This is a genomic window from Sporobacter termitidis DSM 10068, from assembly GCF_900130065.1.
Taxonomy (GTDB): domain Bacteria; phylum Bacillota; class Clostridia; order Oscillospirales; family Oscillospiraceae; genus Sporobacter; species Sporobacter termitidis.
On record NZ_FQXV01000002.1, the window covers coordinates 153,781 to 175,182 of the forward strand.

Genomic DNA, 21,402 nt, shown 5'->3' on the forward strand with positions numbered 1-21,402 from the left:
AATAAGCAGCAAGGGGGTTGACCGTGACGACGGTCATCCCCCTTGCTGCTTGCTCCCGCTATACCGGCAGCCGATTGCCTCCTCAAAATACATATATAATATCCGCCTATTTCAGCTGGTTTCTCAGCTGCTCCACGGCGCGGCGCTCCAGGCGCGAGACCTGCACCTGGGAGACCTTTAAAACGCGGGCCACCTGGTCCTGGGTCATGCCCCTGTAATAGCGGAGCTTGATGACGATCTGTTCCTTTTCAGCCAGCGCCCCGATGGCCTCCCGCAGGGCCACGTGCTCGATGAGATTTTCCTCCTGGCACCAGTCGCCCAGGACGTTTTCCAGCGTGAAGCCGTCGTCACCCGTCTCCCGCTGCAGGGATTCGGGCGCGCCGGTGGCCGTCTCCGCCACGGCGATCTCCTCCACGGACACGCCGGTTTCGCCGGCCAGCTCCGACAGCGTCGGTTCCCGCCCCAGCCGCTGCTCCAGCGTGCTTTTCGCGCTGCGGATGGCGTGCGCCCGCTCCTTGATGCTGCGGCTGACCTTGATGCTGCCGTCGTCCCGCAGAAAGCGCCGTATCTCGCCGGCGATCTTTGGCACGGCATAGGTTGAAAACTGCGTGCCGTAAGACGGGTCGAAGCCGGCCACGGCCTTTAAAAACCCGACGCAGCCCAGCTGGTATAGGTCGTCCGGGTCCACGCCCCGCCCGAAATAGCGGCGCGCGATGCTCCAGATGAGCCCTGAATTCATACTGACCATCTCGTCGGCCGCGTCACGGTCCCCGTTCTTTGCGGCGAGCAGACGGTCCAGCGCCGTCTGCTCCATCACTTACCGCTTTTGCGGACCAATATCCGCTTGCGCATGGTGACGGTCGTCCCCCGGCCCGGCTTGGAGCGCACCTGCAGCTTGTCCATAAAGCTCTCCATGATGGTAAAGCCCATGCCGCTCCTGTCGTCCCCGCCGGTGGTGAACATCGGCGCCCGGGCACGGACAATGTCCTCGATTCCGCAGCCCCAGTCGCGGACAACGATTTCCATGGAATTGTCGTCGAACAGGCGGGCGCGCACCGTGATTTTGCCCAGCGTGTCCGGATAGGCGTGGACGATGCTGTTGGTGACCGCCTCGCTGACGGCGGTTTTGATATCGCCCAGCTCCTCCAGCGTCGGGTCCAGCTGCGCGGCGAAGCAGGCCATGGCCGTCCGGGCAAAGCCCTCGTTGGCCGACCGGCTCAGGAACTCCATTTTGATAGAATTGATCTCCGTCATTATGTATCAGGCCTCCTTCGTCAGGGCGATGACTTTAATGATGCGCTCGACGCCGGAGGCGTCCAGAACGCGCCGCGGCTGCTTGTTGACGTTTTCCACACGCACCTTGCCGCTGATCTCCTTCATGCGCCTGTATGTCTTGAGTACGACGGCGATGCCGCTGGAATCCATGAAGGACAGGCTTTTCATATCCAGAACGATCTCAGGCGGCAGATGCGTGTCGATTTTCTCTTCGATATAGGCCACGGCCTTTTTCGCCGCGTGATGATCCAGTTCGCCGTCCAGATAAATCGTCAGCACCCCGTTTTCAAACATTGAGCCGACCGTCATCTTTTCCCCTCCTTTGCAAACGAATAACCGGTTAGTATATGCGCCGGCGGATAAAAAAATACCCGCGTACAAGCTGTTCACGGGTATTCTATCTGATTTTGCCCGCAGTTTTTGTCGGTATATGGGGCGCCGGGCAAATCTCATGCTCAGGCAAGCGCCCCCGCGCCGCTTTGAAGCCGTAAAGTTATTCCTTTCTCCGCCGTATGTTATAATCGAAGCATCAGTCCGCGGGCCTGCACGGCGCGCGGAGACAGGGAGGCAGATATATGATTGAAACATTACGGGCGGAGCTTGCCGAGCTTTCCGCCAAAATCGAGCGCCGGAAGAAGCTCGACGTTATGCTGCAAAGCCTTAACCGGGAGGAACAGGAGCTGGCACAGCACGCACAGCAGCTGAACGCGGCGCTTTCCAAGGAGGACGCCGACGTATCCCGGCTCGAAAAAACAACGGCCACGTCGATTTTGTACGCCATGCTGGGCAAAAAGGAGGCCAGACTGGATAAGGAACGGCAGGAGGCCTTTTCCGCCCGCCTGAAATACGGCGCCGCCAACCGCCAGCTGGACGACTGCCGGGCGCGCATCGGGCAGCTGAGCGCGGAAAGAAACGCCTTTTCAGACTGCTTCAAGCAATATGACCTGGTTTTTGAAGCCTTGAAGGAAACGCTCCGGGAGGACCCGGACTACGCCGAACGGCTTTCCTCCCTGGAGCGCCGGCGCGGCGAAGCCGCGGGCCAGCTTAAAGAGCTGGACGAGGCCATTTCTGCCGGCAGGGCCGTCCTGAACCAGATCGGGTGCATCGAAGAAAATCTTGACAGCGCCGAAAGCTGGGGCACCTGGGACCTGTTCGGCGGTGGGCTGTTCGCCGACATGGAAAAGCATTCCCACCTGGACGACGCGCAGGCTGACGCCGAACACCTGCAGGTTTTGCTGAGCCGGTTCCATACGGAGCTGGCGGATGTCCGCGTCAGCGCCTCATTGGAATCCATCAATATCGACGGGTTCCTGCGCTTTGCCGACTATTTCTTTGACGGGCTGTTTGCCGACTGGTCCGTCCTCTCCCGCATCCGGGATTCCCAGGAGAGCGTACAGCAGCTCCGGCAGCAGGTCAGCGGCGCGCTGTCGAGGCTGTCCGCCATGAAAGACGCGCGCGTCTCGGAAAAATCCGCCCTCGAAAAAGAGCTCGCCGCGCTGGTGACAAAGGCGTAAGCCCGCGCCGCGCGGGTACATACGCCTTTTATCCGAATTCCGCCAGGGCGGAAAATAACATCAGGGCCGACGGAAGGATATCGTCGTTGAATTCATAGTTCTCCGTATGGAGCTGAGGCCAGTCCTCGCCTGCGCCGATGCCGGCCATGACGGCTTCGGCGCTTTTGCCGTACCAGCCGAAATCCTCCGACCAGCGGAAGGGCTCGGGGACGCCGACGCAGCGGAGCCCCGCCTTGCGGCAGACGCTCTCCAGACGGTCGGCGGCGGCGGGGCTGTTGACGGTGGCGGGAAAAGCGTCGCGGAAGGAGACGGCGGCCGACACCCCGTCTTTCGACGCTTCGGCTTCGGCGGCGCCTTTGACGGCGGCAATCAGCGCGTCCAGATCGCCGTCATTTGCGGCGCGCAGCGTCAGATACACCTCGGCACTGCCGGCGGCAGTACCGAACGACGTGCCGCCGATGTCCGCGCCGATCAGCGTGGCCATGGCGGGACCGTTATACCGGCCTTGCCTTGTCAGCGCCGGCAGGGCGGCGATCAGCCGGGCGGCGGCAAAGCCGGGATTGCGCCCGTATTCGGGATAGGCCGCGTGGGACGGCGCGCCGGCCATTGATATGACCATGCCGCGCGAAGCGCAGGCAAAGGTGCCCCGGCACAGCAGGACGGCTCCCGCAGGCCAGCCGGGAATGTTATGAAACGCGTAGACGCGGCCGACGCCGTATTTGTCCAGCGCCCTGGCGCAGATTTTGCCGCCCTCGCCCGTCTCCTCGGCGTGCTGAAAGATGAGGACGATGTTCTTCCCGACCCTTTTGCCCTCCAGCCAGAGCCCCAGCCCGGCCAGGACGGCACAGTGGCCGTCGTGCCCGCAGAGATGCGCCGCGCCGTCCCCGGACGGGAGCGCGTCCATGTCCGCCCGGAAAGCGACCGTATCGCCGGCGACGGTGCCGCACGCGCCGGGCTCCTTATGTATGGCGCAGAACCACTGTCCCTCGTCCACAAGACCCAGGGAGGTGTGCTCCCTGAGGAAGGCCATCAAACGCGCCTTCGTTTTCTTTTCCTTGCCGGAGCGCTCGGCCAGCCCGTGCAGCTCGGCCCGCAGCGCCCGGACGGTATCGATGATGTGCTGCTCCATAATAAGCCTCCTGACTGTCCCGGGACGGTTCATCCCGGGGAATGGGCCGTTATCAAACGGCCCGGACCGGCGGCGTGCCGGGGCCGCCACGACCCTGCGGGAGGGGGTGTATCGCCCCGAAAATGCCCGATAAATTTGAATTCAGGCTTGTATTGCGCGAAATTTGCCGTGTATTTTCCTCAAATTGCTCTCTTTTGGGCCTGTTATTTGGATGAATTGTTACAGAATTATGAACCTCTGATGGTTCGCGCAGGCTTCAAAGCGTTGCGGCTGCTGGATAATCAAATTTTGAAATCTCTTTTTGCGCTATATTTATTTATTTTTTTCAGCCAACCTCGAAGTTGACGTCCGCGTTCTCAAATGTCAGGCAGTACGCGACGGGCGACCTGTCCAGCCCGCGGGCGTTTGTATTGTGGACATGCGCAAAATAAAGCTCGTCCCGGGTCGCTCTCGACCTGACGGACAGCGTGGCCCCATTGCCCCTGTCCCTGCGCACGGCGAAGCTCATTCCGGAAAACTGCCGGATCAAATCCGATATAAAGACCGCCATTTCCGTCGCCGCGATGTAGCGGGCGCTCCCGGTGCCCCGCTCGTAGCCCCTCGCGAACTTCCTGACAAGCCTTTCCGTCGCCGTTACTCTTTCCGTTGTTGTGACCCTTTTCATACCGACACCTCCAAAATAGATTTTTTCAGCATCAGTATAGCACGGGAAACGGGGAATTCGCGTGATACGACCGCCCGCTGCCCGCCCGCTCACCCCTGCCATTCCCGCTTACCTCTGTCATTCCCGCTTACTTCTGTCATTCCCGCTTACCTCTGTCATTCCCGCTTACTTCTGTCATTCCCGCTTACTTCTGTCATTCCCGCTTACTTCTGTCATTCCCGCGGAGGCGGGAATCCAGGTCCGGCGGAGAATGTAGATTCCCGCCTTCGCGGGAATGACAAAATGGGGACGAGAATGACAGAACGGGGCGGGAATGGCAGAACGGGACGGGAATGACAGAACGGGGCAGGAATGGCAGAACGGGACGGGAATGGCAGAACGGAGACGGGGAACGACACGGCGGGGCAAGGGCATGACAGGGCCGAGATGGCGAATGACAGAGCGGGAGCAAAGGGCGCGGCAGAAAGGGATACGGAAATGGCAGGAGGATGAAAAAAGGTGATTTTCCGGCCGGAAAATCACCTTTTGCATCAATTAGCCCAGGGCCTTCAGGCTTTCCTGCAGGTTCCCGAGGAGCGCTTTCAGCTTTTCGACACGCTCGCGCTCGGCGTTTACCACGTTTTCCGGCGCCTTGGAGACGAAGCTCTCGTTTTGAAGCTTGGCCTCGGTCCTCCCCAGGTCGTCCTGGGCCTTTTTGAGCTCCTTTTGTATGCGCTCGCGCTCCTTGTCCAGGTCCACAAGCTCATTGAGAGGCATGTAAAGCTTGGCGTCGTTTGTGACAACGGTGACCATGCCGTCGGTCGACGGCGGCGGGACGCTGCCGATGGTGAGTTCCCCGGCGAAGGCGAGCTTGGACAGGTAGACGCGGCCCGTTTCAAACACGGCGGTCTTGTCGGCGGCGATAATGAGGTGCGGCCTTTTGGACGGCGGCACGTTCATCTCCGAGCGGCGCTGCCGTATGGTCCGGACGGCGGCCATGATCATCTCGAAATTTGCCTCGTCCTCGGGGAAGGCCAGCTTTTCGGAATACTCGGGGTATTTTTCCACCATGAGCGCCGCGCCCTCGTGAGGCAGCGCCTGCCAGATTTCCTCGGTGATGAAGGGCATGAACGGGTGCAGGAGCTTCAGCGTTTCAATAAGCACATACAAAAGCACCTGCTGGGCGCCGACCCTTGCCGCAGCGTCGTCGCCATTCAGGCGCGGCTTTGTCAGCTCGATATACCAGTCGCAGTAGCTGTCCCAGATGAAGTCGTAGATTTTCGAAGCGGCGATGCCCAGCTCGAACTTATCCATGTTCTCGTTCACTTCGCGCACAAGCGTGTTGAGCTTGGAGACGATCCATTTGTCCTCCAGCTCCAGCTTATCCGGCAGCGCGTTTTTATCCACGGTGAGGTTCATCATCACGAAACGGCTGGCGTTCCATATCTTGTTGGCAAAGTTGCGCATGGCCTCGCAGCGCTCGGGATAAAAGCGCATGTCGTTGCCGGGGGAATTGCCGGTGATGATATTGAACCTGAGCGCGTCCGCACCGTAGGTGTCAATGACCTCGATGGGGTCCACGCCGTTGCCGAGAGATTTGGACATCTTGCGGCCCTGGGCGTCCCGGATGAGGCCGTGGAAGAGGACCGTTTTGAACGGCTCCTTTTTCATATGCTCCATGCCGGAAAAGATCATGCGCGCGACCCAGAAGAAGATGATGTCGTAGCCGGTGACGAGGACGCTGGTGGGATAGAAATACTCAAGGTCCGGGGTCTTGTCCGGCCAGCCCAGCGTGGAAAACGGCCACAGGGCGGAAGAGAACCAGGTGTCCAGCACGTCCTCGTCCCGGGTGATGCTTTTGCCGTGGCAGTGCTCGCACGCCGCGGGGTCCTGCCGGCTGACGGTCACATGGCCGCAGTCGGCGCAGTACCAGGCGGGAATCTGGTGGCCCCACCAGAGCTGGCGCGAAATGCACCAGTCGTGGGCGTTGGTCATCCAGTTGTTATAAATCTTCACAAAGCGGTCGGGCACGAACTGGATCGTCCCGTCCTCCACCACGCGCAGCGCGTCCTCGGCCAGGGGCTGCATCTTCACAAACCACTGGGGAGAGGTCATCGGCTCCACGGTGGTGCCGCAGCGGTAACATTCGCCCACGCTGTGGGTGTGCTCCTCGACCTTGACGAGCAGGCCCAGCTCTTCCAGATCCTTGACGATCTGCTTTCTCGCCTCGTAGCGGTCCAGACCGTTGTATTTGCCGCCGTTCTGGATTCGGGCGTTCTCGTCCAGGACGAGAATCTGCTCCAGGTTGTGGCGAAGCCCGACCTCAAAGTCGTTGGGGTCATGGCAGGGCGTCATCTTGACGCAGCCGGTGCCGAACTCGCGGTCAACATATTCGTCGGCCACGACGGGTATCTCCCGGTTCATGAGCGGCAGAACGACCGTTTTGCCCACGAGATGCTTATACCTCTCGTCGTCCGGGTGGACGGCGACGCCGGTGTCGCCCAGCATCGTCTCGGGGCGGGTGGTGGCCACGACGACATACTCGTCGGAGCCCTTCACCGGATATTTGATGTGCCAGAAGTGGCCGGCCTGCTCGGCGTGCTCCACCTCGGCGTCGGAAAGCGCGGTGGTGCATTTGGGGCACCAGTTGATGATGCGGTTGCCTTTATAAATAAGGCCCTTTTCGTAAAGCGAAACAAAGACCTCGCGGACGGCGCGGGAGCAGCCCTCGTCCATGGTGAAGCGCTCCCTGCTCCAGTCGCAGGAGCTGCCCAGCGTCTTGAGCTGCTCGACGATCCGGCTGCCGTATTTGTTTTTCCAATCCCAGACGCGCTCCACGAATTTCTCACGGCCCAGGTCGTAGCGGGTGAGGCCTTCCTTCCGGAGCTGCTCCTCCACCTTGATCTGGGTGGCGATGCCGGCGTGGTCCGTGCCGGGCACCCAGAGGGCGGCGTAGCCCTGCATGCGCTTATGGCGCACGAGAACATCCTGCAGCGTCTCGTCAAAGGCGTGCCCGAGATGGAGCTGGCCCGTGACGTTGGGCGGCGGGATGACGATGGTGAAGGGCTTTTTCCCGGGGTCGATGACGCCCTTGAAATACCCGCCGTCCATCCACAGCTTATAAATCTTCTTCTCCACGTCCCTGGGGTCGTACACTTTCGGCAATTCTTTATTCATAGACACGCTCCATGCTCCGCACCACATTTAAATAAGTTTAGCCCAAAAGCACGGCGCTTATCAGGCTTGTGCAGCGGTACCGCTGTTCAGGCGCGCGGCGCGCCGTGATTCAGGTTTCTTCCTGCAAAAAACGCCCGCGGGGATGTCCCGGGGGCGAATTCCTATCCGCATTTGTCTAAAAAGTATAGATGATTTCGATAAAATTGTCAAGTGCCACATGGCCGCGGTCAGCCCCCGCGCGCCGCTTTCCGGACCGGAATCGACAAAATTTTACAAGTTCGTAGCAATTGCGTTACTTTTTCGAAATATTTCTATTGTATAATAGAAGCAAATTCGCGAGATATGTCGAAAAGCGGGGTGCGGTATGGCCGTTATTACACAAAGAAGGACCCGGCGCAGAAGGCGCCTGACCGGGAGGCGGGTCGGTACGTTTCTGATTATCGCCCTCGTCATCCTGGGCGTCGCGCTGGGGTTTCAGGTGTTCGGGACGCAAAAGGCGGAGGCCGGGGAGGCCAAGCCCGGCGCCACCGGCGCGGGCAGCATCAAAAATGTCAAAAACATCACCATGCCGGCGTGGGTGACCGCCGACCTGCTGCCGGTCAACGAGTATTCGCGGCCCGGCACGAAGCTCGCCGCCGTGAACGCCATCGTCATACACTACGTCGGCAATCCGGGCACGACGGCGGAGCAGAACCGCAGCTACTATGAAAATCTGGCTGAAACCGGCGAAACGTCGGCCAGCAGCAATTTTGTGATCGGGACGGACGGCGGGATACTGCAATGCGTCCCCACGGACGAAGTGGCCTACTGCTCCAACTGGCGCAACGACGACACAATCTCCATCGAGTGCTGCCACCCGGACAAGACGGGAAAGTTCACCGACGATACATACGCGTCCCTTGTGAAGCTCACGGCCTATTTATGCCAGGCTTACGGCCTGGATTCCTCCGACGTCATCCGCCATTACGACGTCACGGGGAAGGTGTGCCCGAAGTATTTCGTGGACCATCCGGACGCATGGGAGGCTTTTAAAAACGACGTGCAGGACGCGCTGGAGGCGCTGCCGGAAAACGAACCGGGGCAGCCCTGAAACAGCCTGTCCTCCCGAGCGAAGCGAAGGATCTTTTCCGGCAAACGGCCGCGGGAAAAGATCCTTCGTCATTTCATTGCTCAGGAGGACACATCTATATTTATTATGTCCCCTATTCCTCTTCTCCGGTGTTGGCGGCCTCGGCCCCGGACGCGGCGGCCTTTTCCGGCGCCAGGAAGTTTGTGTACACTTCCTTGGGCTGGACGCCGACAAAGCGCTTGGCCTCCTGCCCGTTTCTGAAAACGATGACGGTGGGGATGCTCATGACGCCGTACTCCGCGGCGAGCTCGCCCTCGGCGTCCACGTCGACCTTGCCGGTCTTGACGCTGTCTTTCAGCTCCTCCGCCAGCTCCTCGATGACAGGCGCGAGCATTTTGCAGGGCATGCACCAGCCCGCCCAGAAGTCGACGAGCACGGTGCCGGAGGCGATAACGTCGTTAAAATCGTTTTTTGTGAGATGAAGAATTTCCATAGTAACCAGCCTTTCTTAAATCATCGGATGTTTTTTTACCGGTGCGCCAGATACTCCACGGCGGAGAGCACGGCGATCTGACCCTCTCCGGCGGCCTTTGCCACCTGATAGGGCGTGCCCGTGCAGTCTCCGGCGGCAAAGACGCCGGGGATATTCGTTTTCATGGCTCTGTCCACCTTGATATGGCCCTTGTCCGTCTCAAGGCCGGGCAGCAGCGCGGTGGGCGCGATGGTGGCCCGGAGGATGAAGACGCCGTCGCACTCGAGCTCGTTCCCGTCCGCCGTGACGGAGGTCACCTTGTCTTCGCCGTTCACCTTGATCTTTTTCGTCTTCAGCCGCGTCACCCTGCAGCCGATGGACTCCAGGAAATTGGCCTCTTCCTCCGCGTCCGGCGACAGGCAGACGACGCAGACCTTTTTGCCCTTGTACAGCATGCCGTCGCAGGTGGCGCAGTAGGAAACGCCGCGGCCCAGAAGCTCCGCCTCTCCGGGGAATACGGAGGACTGCACGACGCCGGTGGCCAGGATGAGGCTGGCCCCCGTCGCGATCTCGGACCCGTAGCTGACGCTCAGTTCCCTGCCCACGGGCAGGATCGTGGTGACGCGGCCCGTGACGTGCTCGGCGCCCATGCCCACGGCGTGCATCAGCATTTTGCCGGAGAGCTCGGCGCCGGAGAGGCCGGGCAGGCCCGGATAGTTGCCGATCTCGGCGGCCTTGGCCAGTCCGCTTTCGGCGCTGCTGTTTCCGATGATGGTGACGCTTTTCCCGCGCATCCGCGCCGTGATGGCGGCCGACAGCCCCGCCGGCCCGCTCCCTACAACAATAATATCGACCATAGCGGCCTCCTTGAGGTTGATCCTTAAATACATTTTACCATGTAAGAATTGTAATTTCTACTCTATTCGTTTATAATAACATTTTAAGATGCTATTGGAGTTATTGGAGTTGAAGCGCCATGGAAGAGACAAAAAACTTTATCCACGCCTTTATTGAGGAAGACCTCGCCCCCGGCGGGCGTTTTGAGGGGAAAACGGTGCACACGCGTTTTCCGCCCGAGCCGAACGGTTACCTCCACATCGGCCACTGCAAGGCCCTGACGATCGATTTCGGCTCCGCTGAGCGTTTCGGCGGGCTCTGCAACCTCCGCATGGACGACACGAATCCCGCCAAGGAAGACGAGGAATTCGTCGACGCGATCCAGGAGGACATCCGGTGGCTCGGCTTTACGTGGGGCGACCGGTTTTATTACGGCAGCGATTATTTTGAAAAGACATACGAGCTGGCTGTGGGCCTCATTAAAAAGGGCCTGGCGTATGTGTGCCAGCTGTCGCCGGAGGAATTCAAGGAGCGCCGCGGCGACGTGGGCGTGCCGGCCACGAGTCCGTACAGGGACCGGCCGGTCGAGGAGAGCCTTGACCTGTTTCAGCGCATGAGAAGCGGGGAGTTCAAGGAAGGGGAGATGACGCTCCGGGCGAAGATCGACCTGGCCAGCGGCAACTTCAACATGCGCGACCCGGTGCTGTACCGCATCCGCTACGCCCACCACCACCGCCAGGGTGACAAATGGTGCATCTACCCCATGTACGATTTTGCACACCCGATCCAGGACGCTTTGGAGGGCATCACCCATTCGCTGTGCTCTTTGGAATATGAGGACCACCGGCCGCTGTACGACTGGGTCATCGAGAATACCGACGTGCCGTCGAACCCCCGCCAGATTGAGTTTGCCCGCCTTGGCATCAACTATACCGTCATGTCTAAGCGCAAGCTCAGGCGCCTTGTGGAGGAGGGCTACGTCTCCGGCTGGGACGACCCGCGCATGCCCACGCTCTGCGGCCTGCGCCGCCGGGGCTACACGCCGGCCGCCGTGCGCAATTTCTGCGACAGGATCGGCGTGGCGAAGGTCTCCAGCACCGTCGAATACGGCTTTTTGGAGCACTGCCTCCGGGAGGACCTGAACCTGACCGCCCGCCGCGCCATGGCCGTGCTGCGCCCGGTAAAGCTCACGATCACCAATTACCCGGCCGGGCAGAGCGAGGAATTCGAGATCGAGAACAATCCCGAGGACGAAGCGGCGGGTACCCGGCGCATCACCTTTTCCAAACACCTCTGGATCGAGCAGGATGACTTTATGGCCGAGCCGCCGAAAAAATACAACAGGCTGTTTGTCGGTAACGAGGTGCGCCTGAAGTCGGCCTATATCGTCAAATGCACCGGCTATACGACGGACGACAGCGGCGCCGTCACCGAGGTGCTGGCGGAATACGACCCTTTGACAAGGGGCGGCAACACGCCGGACGGCCGCAAGGTGCGCGGCACCATCCACTGGGTGGACGCGGCCAACGCGCTGGACGCCGAGGTGCGCATCTACGACAATCTGTTTTCCGACCCGGACCCCGACGGCGGCGACAAGGACTTTATTACATGCCTGAACCCGAATTCTCTGGAAACGCTCACCGGCTGCAAGGCCGAGCGCTCCCTGGAATCCGCCAAATCCCCCGACACCTTTCAGTTTTTGCGCCTGGGTTACTTCACCGCGGACAGCCGGGACTCAAAGCCGGGGCAGCTCGTTTTCAACAGGTCCGTGCCCCTGAAGGACAGCTTCAAGCCGTAATAGCCGCCCCCATGTCATTCCCGCGAAGGCGGGAATCCATCCCCGAAACAAAATATCTCAAAAAAATTCCTGAATATGGTTTAAACAGCGTGTCTGCCGTCAAAAATAGCGGCAGACACGTTTTTTTATCGTTATACCATACTTATCGCCGCGTTGGTATAAATCAAACGACAATAACAGGAGGATTCGGTGTGAAGGATAAAAAGGCATTTTCAAAAAGAATAGGCGATTTTCTCGCGGGCAAGGGCTTTTACGTCGTCCTTTTCGTCTGCACGGCAGTGATCGGCGTCTCGGCGTGGATCCTGCTCTTTACGGGGAACAAGGTCGATAAGACGGACACGAACAGCATCGCCAGCCCGCAAAGCAGCCAGCAGGTCATCGCGCCCGTCACCGGCGACCCCGGTGATTCCGCCATCGACACGCTGGAGAAGAAGCCGGAGGTCTCGGCAAAGCCGTCCGCTTCGCCGTCCGCCGCGCCGTCCGCCTCGGCAAAGCCGAGCGCGAGCGCCGCGCCCACGACGGGCAAAACCGACAACAACGCGGGCAAGTCCGCCGCGGCGATGGCCAAGGCGACAAGCTTTGTCTGGCCGGTCGTCGGAGACATCTCCGTTGTTTTCTCGCAGGATGAGCTCGTCTACAACCAGACCATGGGCGATTGGCGGACCCACAACGGCATGGACATCTCGGCGGCCATCGGGGCCAAGGTCATGGCCGCAGCCGACGGTACGGTCACCGACGTCTACGCGGACGATCTTCTTGGCACGACCGTCGTCATCGACCACGGGAACGGCCTGAAGAGCATCTACGCCAATCTGGCAAAGACCCCCGTCGTCAGCGAGGGCGACAAGGTCGAAATGGGCTCCGTGATCGGCGCCGTGGGCGACACGGCCCTGGGCGAAACAAGCCAGGCGTCGCATCTCCACTTTGCCATAACGAAGGACGACCAGCCGGTCGACCCCGCCAGCTATCTGCCCAAGAAGTAAGGGCACAGCGGTTTTAAAGAAGCCAACTGAATATGGCGCGAACTGATACCTGAACAAAGCTGTCATTCTGAGAAGCAATGTGACGAAGGAGCTTACGCAATACGGCCCTGGCCGCAAAAGCTCCTTCGCCGCCGCTCAGGATGACAGCGTCTTATTACGGCGCGGCATCCGGGCCGCCGTCGCTCACCGCCGCCGGTACCGGCGCGCCGGCGCCGTCCCCCAGCTTCCGCCGGAGGCTCATAAAGTAGATGAGGCACAGGATCAGCGAGCCCAGCGACGTCAGCGGGGCGGCGCAGCCGATGGTCGACAGCGTCACGCCGGCCATGCCGCCCGCGATGAGTACAAAGGGAATCCTGATCAGAAGCGTCGTCAAAAGCGAATGGGCCATGGAGAAAAGGGACTTGTTGCAGCTGGAAAAATAGCCGTTGAAGTTGAAGACGAAGGCGATGCCAAGACTGTCGAGAACGTAGGTTTTAAGGTAAAGCGACGCCTCGCGCACGACCTCCGGGTCCTTGCTGAAGATCGATGGCAGGGCCGTACTCTGCGCCCAGCAAAAGGCGGTGAACACGGCGGCAAAAAGGAGGGACAGGCCGATCCCTGTCCAGAGACACTTCCGGGCGCGGTCATACTGCAGGGCACCGAAGTTGTGCGCGGACATGGTGGCCACGGCCATGGACACAGCCAGCGTCGGCATCGACAGAAAGCTCATAATCTTTTCAACGGTCCCGGCGGCCGCCGAGGCGTACAGGCCCATTCCATTCACAACGGCGGTAATGAGCACGAAGGAGAAGTTGACGAGCACCTCCTGCAGCGCGATGGGACCGCCGATTTTGATCATGCTCCAAAGCAGCCTGAAATCCGGCCGCAGGTCCGCGCGGCCTATGCGAAGGCCCGTGTCCTTCCGTTTTTTGATATAAAGGACGGAGAACAGAAGACTCGACGCCTGGGCCGTTACCGTGGCCAGCGCCGCGCCGGCGGCGCCCATGCCCAGCCCTATGATAAAAATCAAATCCAAAACGACGTTGACGCCGCAGGCGGCCGCCACGAAAATCAGCGGCGTCTTTGAATTCCCGAGGCCCCGGAAGGCGCTGCTCACCACGTTGTAGCCGACGATGAACACGGTGCCGAAGGAGCAGATGAAGAGGAATTGCCAGGCCGGCAGAACGGCCTCCGCCGGCGTTTTCATGGCTGTCACGATCGGGCCGCTCAAGAAGGCCAGCAGGATGGTCAACACCGCCGACAGGGCGGCGAAAAAGACGACCGACGAGCCGACGATGCGCTTGATATTCCCCTGGTTCCCCCCGCCGACAAACTGGCCGATGAGCACCGTCAGGCCCGTTGTGAGGCCGGCCACGCCCAGCGTTACCGTCGTCATGACGCCGCTGCTGACGGCCACGGCCGACATGTCGGCCGTGGTGGCAAATTTCCCGACGATGAGGAGATCGATGGCCGAGTAGAACACCTGCAGGAGACTGGACAGGAGCACGGGAACGGCAAACCGGACAAGGGCGCCCGCGATGCCGCCCCGGAGCAGATAGTCGTTTTGAACCATAACGCCTCCGAATTCAGTATTATGAAGCGCGACGCCTTTTTCTCGCACCATCTTATGGTAGCAACAGGCGTATTCAATGTCAACAAGAGGCGCGGGGAATAATATTGAAAGTTTGCTCTTCCAATTTTACCGCAAATAGTTTAAAATACATGGGAAAAGCTTCTTGGAGGTGCATAAATGGCTGTTGACAAACCTGTTTTCAAGCGCGTGTTGCTTAAGATCAGCGGTGAGGCGCTGTCTGGCGATAAGCATTTCGGGCTTGATTTTGATGTGATAAAGAGCGTCTGCCATGTTATAAAAAAATGCGTTGAAATGGGCGTGGAGATCGGCATCGTCGTCGGCGGCGGCAACTTCTGGCGCGGCACGAAGGACGGCGGCGGCAAGATCGAGCGCACGCGCGCCGACCATATGGGCATGATGGCCACCGTGATGAACTGCCTGGCCCTGGCCGACGTGCTCGAGCAGATGGACGTCTCCGTCCGGGTCCAGACCGCCCTTGAGATCAAGGCCGTCGCCGAGCCGTATATCCGGCTCAAGGCGGATAAGCACCTGAAAAACGGGCGCGTGGTCATCTTTGGCTGCGGCACAGGATGCCCGTATTTTTCTACCGATACAGCCGCCGTTCTACGCGCCGCCGAGATCGAAGCCGACGTTATCCTGCTGGCCAAGAATATCGACGGCGTTTACAGCGCCGACCCGAAGCTCGACCCCAACGCCGTCAAGTACGACACCATCTCGTATGACGAGGTGCTGGCTCAGAAGCTGACGGTGATGGATTCAACGGCAACGTCTCTTTCCATGGACAATCATATCCCGGTCATCCTCTTTGCGCTCAAGGACCCTGAAAACATTCTACGCGTCATCACGGGTGAAAAAATCGGCACGATTGTCGGCTGATCATCAATACATCAGGAGGTATAGCCATGAACGCCATGTACGCTGAATATGAAAATAAAATGAAGAAAACGGTTGAAGTATTGCATTCGCAGTTCACCTCCGTGCGCGCCGGGCGCGCCAACGCCTCTGTTCTCGACCACATCAGGGTGGAATACTACGGCGCTCCCACGCCGATCCAGCAGATCGCTTCCGTCTCGTCGCCGGACCCGCGGACGCTGGTGATCCAGCCCTGGGACGCCTCCAGCCTCAGGGAGATCGACAAGGCGCTCCAGACCTCCGACCTGGGGATCAATCCCACAAACGACGGCAGAGTCGTCCGGCTCCTGTTTCCGCAGCTGACGGAGGAGCGGCGCAAGGAGCTGGTCAAGCAGGTCAGCAAATACAGCGAAGAGGCGAAGGTGGCCATTCGCAATATCCGCCGGGACGCGATGGAAGTGTTCAAGGCGCAGAAAAAGAAATCCGAGATCACCGAGGACGATTTGAAGGATATCGAGAAGGACCTTCAGAAGATGACGGACGATTATACGAAGGAAATCGACAAGATTGCCGAGAAGAAGGAAAAAGAGCTGTACGAGGTTTAATTAAGGGGACGCCCTTCGGGGAGTCACTTTTCTGCTCGCACAGAAAAGTAACCAAAAGATGCGCCAAAGGGGGAGGCTTTTTACAAAGCCGCCTCCCCCTTTGGAAACCCTCACTCCGAAGCATTTAGATTGTGCAGCCATGTCAGGTCTAAAGCGATTCTGTTTTAATCGGTTCTTGACTCGGCCTGGCGGCCTGGTGCGGTGTGGGTGCGGCGGTTTAGCTTTTGGGTGCTGTATTAGGCGGTATATCCGCTCGAGGTCTATGAAACTATTCGGAAAAAAAGAATTGCAGGCGGGGAGGCTGGATATGACGCGGCTCCCCCGCCATATTGCGGTGATTATGGACGGGAACGGACGGTGGGCTAAAAAAAGAGGACTGCCGCGGCAGGCGGGGCATGCCGTGGGGGCGGAAACCTTCCGGCGCGTGGCGACCTACTGCAAGAATATCGGCATAGAATATCTGACGGTTTTCGCTTTTTCCACGGAGAACTGGAAGCGCCCCGCCGACGAGGTGTCGGCGATCATGGACATCCTGGAGAAATATCTGCACGAGGCCATCGCCACGATGGAGCGCGACCGGGTGAAAATGAAGTTTTTCGGCGATACCACCTTCCTGTCGGCAAAGCTGCAGAGGCTCATTGCCGAAACGGAGCGGATCTCCGACAAGTTCGAGGGCGTACAGGTCAACATGTGCGTCAACTACGGCGGGAGAGACGAAATTTTGCGCGCCGCCCGCGCTTATGCCCAAGACTACAAGGAAAAGGGCGCCGCGCTCACAGAGGAGAAATTTTCCGGCTATATGTTCTCAACGGGGCTGCCGGACCCGGACCTTATCATCCGGCCCAGCGGCGAGATGCGGCTGTCCAACTTTCTCCTGTGGCAGGCGGCGTATTCGGAATTTTATTTTACGGATGTGCTGTGGCCCGACTTCAGCGAACGGGAAATGGACCGCGCGATCATCGCCTATCAAAGCAGGGACCGCCGGTACGGCGGCGTGAAAGGACAGGGAAAATGAAAACGAGAATTATCGTCGCCGTCGTTTGCGTGCCGCTGCTTTTCGTGATACTGTTCTTCCTGCCGGCCATTTCGGTGACGATACTGATTTCCGCCATCGCGGCGGTCGGCTCGTATGAGCTTTTCCGGGCGACCGGTTCCGCCGGCGTCAGGCGGCTGTGCGTCTATGCCGCCGTTTCCGCCGTGGCCATCCCCTTCGCCGTGCAGCTCGGCCCGGAAGACCTCATTTTCCGCGCCGTTTTGTTTTTGCTGCTGGCCGTCGTGTTCGGGGACGCTGTATTGTCCTACAAGACGGACCGTAAGATCACGCTCGTCCAGCTGACGGCCGCCGTGTTCGGCGGGGCTGTCATCCCGTATTTTCTGTCCGCGATCGTGAGCCTCAAGCTCTTTGAAAACGGCCGGTATTTTGTGCTGATCCCGTTTATCATCGCCTTCATCACCGACGGCGGCGCTTATTTCACCGGCGTATTTTTCGGAAAGCATCATCCCTTCCCGAATGTCAGCCCCAAGAAAACCGCGGAGGGCTGCATCGGCGGGATACTGACGGGCGTTGCGGCCATGGTCGTCTACGGCGTGATCCTGCACCTGGCAGCGGGGCTGAACGTCAGCTTTTGGGCGCTGGCGGCCTACGGCCTCGTCGGCGGCGTTGTGACGGAGCTGGGCGATCTGGCGTTCTCTCTCGTCAAGCGGGAGTTTTCCATCAAGGATTACGGCAACCTGATCCCCGGCCACGGCGGCGTGCTGGACCGGTTTGACAGCATGATTTTCGCCGCGCCGGTCCTTTATCTGCTCGTGGTTTTATTCCCCGCGTTTTAGTCTGGTGCTCAACGATAATGCCGTATGGCGGGGGCTTGCTCCCGCTTGTCCATTGTCGTCCCTGATTTCCCCTTGTCATTCCCAACTCCCTTTGTCATTCCCGCGAAGGCGGGAATCTATATTGTTATGCTTGCGCATGGATTCCCGCCTTCGCGGGAATGACAGGGGGGCACCGTATGGCGGGGGCTTGCTCCCGCCGTGCTTGATTTGTTCACAATTATCACGGTATAATGGACGGAGAAGCAGATTTTTACAAAAAACTTTCCGTATTTAAAACAACGGTACAGGAATAGTATAGACCGAGGCGGTCAAGGCATCGCTTGGTTCGAGGTAAATTTCGTGGAAAAAAAGAAAATTTCGCTCCTGGGCTCCACGGGCTCCGTCGGCCGCCAGACGCTGGAGGTCGCGGACCTGAACGGCCTTGATATCCGCGCCCTGAGCACCAACCGCAGCACGGGGCTTTTGGAGGCACAGGCCAGAAAATACGCGCCCGGCCTCGTGGCTGTCTACGACGAGGACGCGGCCCGGGACATGAAGACCCGGCTCCGGGACACGCCGATAAGGGTCGCCTCCGGGCCGGAGGGCCTGATCGAGGCCGCCGCGGGCACGGATGCCGACATTGTCGTGACGGCCGTGGTCGGCACCGTCGGCTTACCTCCCACGCTGGCGGCTATTGAGGCCGGCAAGTGCATCGCCCTGGCCAACAAGGAGACCCTCGTCTGCGCGGGGGCGCATGTGATGCGCCTGGCGAAGGCGCGGCGGGCGGAGATACTGCCTGTCGATTCGGAGCATTCGGCGATTTTCCAGTGCCTGCGGGGGAACCCCGGCAAGGCGTTTAAAAAAATCCTGCTGACGGCCTCCGGCGGCCCTTTCCGGGGGAAAACGCGGGCCGAGCTTGAACATATCACGCTCAATGAAGCGCTGAGCCACCCCAACTGGTCCATGGGGAAAAAGATCACCGTGGATTCCGCCACGCTGATGAACAAGGGCCTGGAGTTCATCGAGGCGATGCACCTTTACGGCGCAGCGCCGGACCAGATCGAAATCCTCGTCCACCCGCAGAGCATCGTCCACTCCATGGTGGAGTTCTGCGACAGCGCCGTGATCGCGCAGCTGTCCGTGCCGGACATGCGCCTGCCGATCCAGTACGCGCTGACGTATCCGGAGCGCCGCCCGTCGCTGACGGCGCCGCTGGACTTTACAAAAATCGGCCCGCTGACGTTTGAAGCGCCGGACCTTGACGTTTTCCGGTGCCTGAAACTGGCGCTGGACACGGCGGAAATCCCCGGCACGGCCTGCGCCGTTATGAACGCGGCCAACGAGGCGGCGGTGTCCCTCTTCCTGGAGGAGAAAATTGCTTTCAGCGCGATTTACGAATGTGTTGCCGCCGCGCTGGACAGGATAAGAAATATCGAAGCGCCGTCGATTGACGATATTTTGGCCGCCGACCTGGAGGCCAGAGGGTTTGTCGCGGGCTTATATCATAAATAACTGACACCCTGTCGGAAAGGGCGGGATACTATTGTATATTATTATTGCGATCATTGTTTTCGGCATACTTATCGCGGTGCATGAGCTGGGCCACTTCGCCGCGGCCAAGGCCTTCGGCGTCAAGGTTCTGGAGTTCTCCATCGGCATGGGCCCCAGGCTGCTGAAAAAGCAGGGCAAGGAAACGCTTTATTCCCTGCGCGCCTTCCCCTTCGGCGGCAGCTGCCTGATGGAGGGCGAGGACGAGGAGACGCCGGACCCCCGGTCCTTTACGGCCCAGCGGCGCTGGAAGCGGGTCATCATCCTCGTGGCCGGCGCGTTTATGAACTTTGTATTCGGCGCGGTCGTCGTTTTCATTCTTGTATCGCAGATGGGCGGCTTTACCGGCACGACCGTCACGCAGCTGGCGGACGGTTTCCCGACTTCCCTCCAGGGCCAGAACGGGCTGATGGTGGGCGATAAGCTTATGTCCGTCAACGGCGAGCGTCTTTATTATGTCAATGACTTTTCCGTGTTCATGGAGCTGGCCAGCGGCAAGCCGGTGGACCTCACCGTCCAACGGGACGGCAAGGAGGTCACTTTGACCGACTTCCCGCTCCAAAAGCGCGAGTATACGGATGACGGCGTTAAAACGATGCGCTACGGCATCTCCTTCAACGGCATCCAGCCGACGGCAGGCGAAAAAATCAAGTACGCCACATATACCACCTTAAATTACGTCCGGCTCGTTCGCGTCAGCCTGACCATGCTCTTCACGGGCGCCGTCGGCCTCAACCAGGTCTCCGGGCCGGTGGGCATCGTCTCCGTCATGAACCAGGCGGCGGAAGGGCAGGCCTTTTGGGCCGCGCTGGCGAATATCGCCTCTATCAGCGCGCTGGTGGCCGTGAACTTGGCGGTGATGAACCTCCTGCCGATCCCCGCATTGGACGGCGGGCGGATATTCTTCCTGATCGTCACGTTTTTCGTGGAGAAAATCAGCCGGCGGCGCGTGGACCCGAAATACGAGGGGTATATCCACACGGCGGGCTTCTTCCTGCTCATCGGGCTGATGTGCGTCGTGCTGGTCAGCGACGTGTTGAAACTCGTCCATGGCTAAAAAACAGCTGAGCGTGGGGGGCGTTTTGATCGGCGGCGGCGCGCCGGTCACCGTCCAGTCCATGACGAATACAAAAACGAGCGACGTGGCCGCCACGGCGGCCCAGACGCGGCGCCTTGCGGCGGCCGGGTGCGACATCGTGCGCTTTGCCGTCCCGGATATGGCGGCGGCTCATGCCATTGAGGCGATAAAAAAAGAGGTTTCTGTGCCCATCGTGGCCGACATACACTTCGATTACCGGCTGGCGGTGGCCGCGGCGGAGGCCGGCGCCGACAAGATCCGCATCAATCCCGGCAACATCGGCGCCGAGGAAAATGTGCGCGCCGTGACGGATATCTGCCGCCAAAAAGGCATACCCATCCGCATCGGCGTCAACGGCGGGAGCCTGGAAAGAGACATTCTGGCCCGGTTCGGCGGCGTCACGCCGGAGGCGCTCCTGGAGAGCGCCATGCGCCACGTCCGGCTCCTCAACAGATTCGATTTTGACGATATCTGCATCTCGGTCAAATCCTCCGAGGTGGCCCTGACCATCGACTCCTACCGGCTTTTGAGCCAGGCCACCGATTATCCGCTGCACCTGGGCGTCACCGAGGCGGGCACGGAGTACATGGGCATTATAAAGTCCTCCGTGGGCATCGGCGCGCTTTTGGCCGAGGGCATCGGCGACACGATCCGCGTGTCATTGACGGCCCTGCCGGAGCGCGAGGTCAAGGCCGGCATCGCGATCTTAAAGGCCCTGGGCCTCCGGGAAAGCGGCGCCGACCTCATTTCATGCCCCACCTGCGGGCGCACAAAAATCGACCTCATCCCCATCGCCGAGGAAGTGGAAAAGCGCCTGGCCGGAATGGACAGGCCGATCACCGTGGCCGTGATGGGCTGCGCGGTCAACGGGCCGGGCGAGGCGCGCCGCGCCGATTTCGGCATCGCCGGCGGGGATGGGGAAGGCGTCCTCTTCAGGCGCGGCGAGATCGTCAGAAAGGTGCCGATGGCCGCGCTGGTGGACGAGCTTTTCAAACTGATCGGAGAGTCTTATTCAGAGAAATGATCCGAAGCTTCGAAAG

20 protein-coding genes are annotated in these 21,402 nt (G+C 59.9%); 11 read left to right on the forward strand and 9 right to left on the reverse strand.

Annotation, left to right across the window (positions count from 1 at the left end; genetic code table 11):
- Positions 1–106: 106 nt before the first annotated feature.
- The 3 genes from BUB60_RS04300 to BUB60_RS20070 are packed head-to-tail and all read right to left on the reverse strand — an operon-like array spanning position 107 to position 1,584.
- Positions 107–814: a sigma-70 family RNA polymerase sigma factor gene (locus BUB60_RS04300; protein ID WP_073076428.1), complete on the reverse strand. Its 708-nt coding sequence runs from the start codon at positions 812–814 to the stop codon at positions 107–109.
- The gene (gene spoIIAB / locus BUB60_RS04305; RefSeq protein WP_073076429.1) at positions 814–1,254 is read right to left on the reverse strand and encodes an anti-sigma F factor; all 441 of its coding nucleotides are present in this window, start codon (positions 1,252–1,254) and stop codon (positions 814–816) included. Before spoIIAB ends, BUB60_RS04300 begins: the two co-directional genes overlap by 1 nt.
- Before the next feature lie 6 nt (positions 1,255–1,260).
- Positions 1,261–1,584 carry an anti-sigma factor antagonist gene (locus BUB60_RS20070; RefSeq protein ID WP_073076430.1) on the reverse strand — a complete coding sequence of 108 codons (324 nt, stop codon included), beginning with the start codon at positions 1,582–1,584 and terminating at the stop codon, positions 1,261–1,263.
- A gap of 266 nt (positions 1,585–1,850) precedes the next feature.
- Here BUB60_RS20070 and BUB60_RS04315 point away from each other — a divergent pair, with 266 nt between their 5' ends.
- The gene (locus tag BUB60_RS04315) at positions 1,851–2,789 is read left to right on the forward strand and encodes a hypothetical protein (RefSeq protein WP_073076431.1); all 939 of its coding nucleotides are present in this window, start codon (positions 1,851–1,853) and stop codon (positions 2,787–2,789) included.
- A 28-nt stretch (positions 2,790–2,817) separates the two neighbouring features.
- Here the strand turns inward: BUB60_RS04315 and BUB60_RS04320 are convergent, their stop codons facing one another.
- The 3 genes from BUB60_RS04320 to BUB60_RS04330 all read right to left on the reverse strand — a co-directional run bounded on the left by BUB60_RS04320 (position 2,818) and on the right by BUB60_RS04330 (position 7,738).
- On the reverse strand, positions 2,818–3,918 hold the full coding sequence (locus BUB60_RS04320) for a M20/M25/M40 family metallo-hydrolase (RefSeq protein ID WP_073076432.1): 1,101 nt from the start codon (positions 3,916–3,918) through the stop codon (positions 2,818–2,820).
- A gap of 325 nt (positions 3,919–4,243) precedes the next feature.
- Positions 4,244–4,582, reverse strand: coding sequence for a hypothetical protein (locus BUB60_RS04325; protein ID WP_073076433.1), 339 nt, complete (start codon positions 4,580–4,582; stop codon positions 4,244–4,246).
- Positions 4,583–5,116: 534 nt separating this feature from the next.
- Positions 5,117–7,738, reverse strand: a complete 2,622-nt coding sequence (locus tag BUB60_RS04330) for a valine--tRNA ligase (protein WP_073076434.1) — start codon at positions 7,736–7,738, stop codon at positions 5,117–5,119.
- A gap of 364 nt (positions 7,739–8,102) precedes the next feature.
- Here BUB60_RS04330 and BUB60_RS04335 point away from each other — a divergent pair, with 364 nt between their 5' ends.
- The gene (locus BUB60_RS04335) at positions 8,103–8,828 is read left to right on the forward strand and encodes a peptidoglycan recognition protein family protein (RefSeq protein WP_073076435.1); all 726 of its coding nucleotides are present in this window, start codon (positions 8,103–8,105) and stop codon (positions 8,826–8,828) included.
- A gap of 112 nt (positions 8,829–8,940) precedes the next feature.
- On the opposite strand, the gene trxA is transcribed toward BUB60_RS04335, so the two are convergent.
- Both trxA and BUB60_RS04345 read right to left on the reverse strand, forming a co-directional pair.
- Complete coding sequence (trxA, locus tag BUB60_RS04340) at positions 8,941–9,300, reverse strand: thioredoxin (RefSeq protein ID WP_073076436.1); 360 nt, start codon at positions 9,298–9,300, stop codon at positions 8,941–8,943.
- 35 nt (positions 9,301–9,335) lie between these two features.
- A complete protein-coding gene (locus BUB60_RS04345; RefSeq protein ID WP_073076437.1) occupies positions 9,336–10,136 on the reverse strand; it encodes an NAD(P)/FAD-dependent oxidoreductase in 801 nt (266 codons plus the stop codon).
- A 119-nt stretch (positions 10,137–10,255) separates the two neighbouring features.
- On the opposite strand from BUB60_RS04345, the gene BUB60_RS04350 reads away from it, so the two are divergent.
- Together BUB60_RS04350 and BUB60_RS04355 are read left to right on the forward strand one after the other, a co-directional pair.
- Complete coding sequence (locus tag BUB60_RS04350) at positions 10,256–11,914, forward strand: glutamine--tRNA ligase/YqeY domain fusion protein (protein WP_073076438.1); 1,659 nt, start codon at positions 10,256–10,258, stop codon at positions 11,912–11,914.
- A gap of 191 nt (positions 11,915–12,105) precedes the next feature.
- Positions 12,106–12,897: a M23 family metallopeptidase gene (locus tag BUB60_RS04355; protein ID WP_242941149.1), complete on the forward strand. Its 792-nt coding sequence runs from the start codon at positions 12,106–12,108 to the stop codon at positions 12,895–12,897.
- A gap of 154 nt (positions 12,898–13,051) precedes the next feature.
- On the opposite strand, the gene BUB60_RS04360 is transcribed toward BUB60_RS04355, so the two are convergent.
- The gene (locus BUB60_RS04360) at positions 13,052–14,449 is read right to left on the reverse strand and encodes an MATE family efflux transporter (RefSeq protein ID WP_073076439.1); all 1,398 of its coding nucleotides are present in this window, start codon (positions 14,447–14,449) and stop codon (positions 13,052–13,054) included.
- Positions 14,450–14,626: 177 nt separating this feature from the next.
- On the opposite strand from BUB60_RS04360, the gene pyrH reads away from it, so the two are divergent.
- The 7 genes from pyrH (at position 14,627) to ispG (ending at position 21,386) form a co-directional block, all read left to right on the forward strand.
- Positions 14,627–15,346, forward strand: coding sequence for a UMP kinase (gene pyrH, locus BUB60_RS04365; RefSeq protein ID WP_073076440.1), 720 nt, complete (start codon positions 14,627–14,629; stop codon positions 15,344–15,346).
- Positions 15,347–15,372: 26 nt separating this feature from the next.
- Positions 15,373–15,927, forward strand: coding sequence for a ribosome recycling factor (gene frr / locus BUB60_RS04370; protein ID WP_073076441.1), 555 nt, complete (start codon positions 15,373–15,375; stop codon positions 15,925–15,927).
- Between the two features lie 262 nt (positions 15,928–16,189).
- Entirely contained in the window at positions 16,190–16,942 is a 753-nt protein-coding gene (locus tag BUB60_RS04375; protein WP_073076442.1) for an isoprenyl transferase, read from the forward strand.
- Positions 16,939–17,757 (forward strand): phosphatidate cytidylyltransferase, encoded by an 819-nt coding sequence (locus BUB60_RS04380; protein ID WP_073076443.1) that lies wholly within the window; start codon positions 16,939–16,941, stop codon positions 17,755–17,757. The genes BUB60_RS04375 and BUB60_RS04380 overlap by 4 nt, the downstream gene beginning before the upstream one ends.
- Before the next feature lie 339 nt (positions 17,758–18,096).
- Positions 18,097–19,248 carry a 1-deoxy-D-xylulose-5-phosphate reductoisomerase gene (locus tag BUB60_RS04385; RefSeq protein ID WP_073076444.1) on the forward strand — a complete coding sequence of 384 codons (1,152 nt, stop codon included), beginning with the start codon at positions 18,097–18,099 and terminating at the stop codon, positions 19,246–19,248.
- A gap of 31 nt (positions 19,249–19,279) precedes the next feature.
- On the forward strand, positions 19,280–20,341 hold the full coding sequence (locus BUB60_RS04390; protein WP_242941150.1) for a M50 family metallopeptidase: 1,062 nt from the start codon (positions 19,280–19,282) through the stop codon (positions 20,339–20,341).
- The gene (ispG, locus tag BUB60_RS04395; protein ID WP_073076446.1) at positions 20,334–21,386 is read left to right on the forward strand and encodes a flavodoxin-dependent (E)-4-hydroxy-3-methylbut-2-enyl-diphosphate synthase; all 1,053 of its coding nucleotides are present in this window, start codon (positions 20,334–20,336) and stop codon (positions 21,384–21,386) included. Before BUB60_RS04390 ends, ispG begins: the two co-directional genes overlap by 8 nt.
- Positions 21,387–21,402 lie beyond the last annotated feature (16 nt).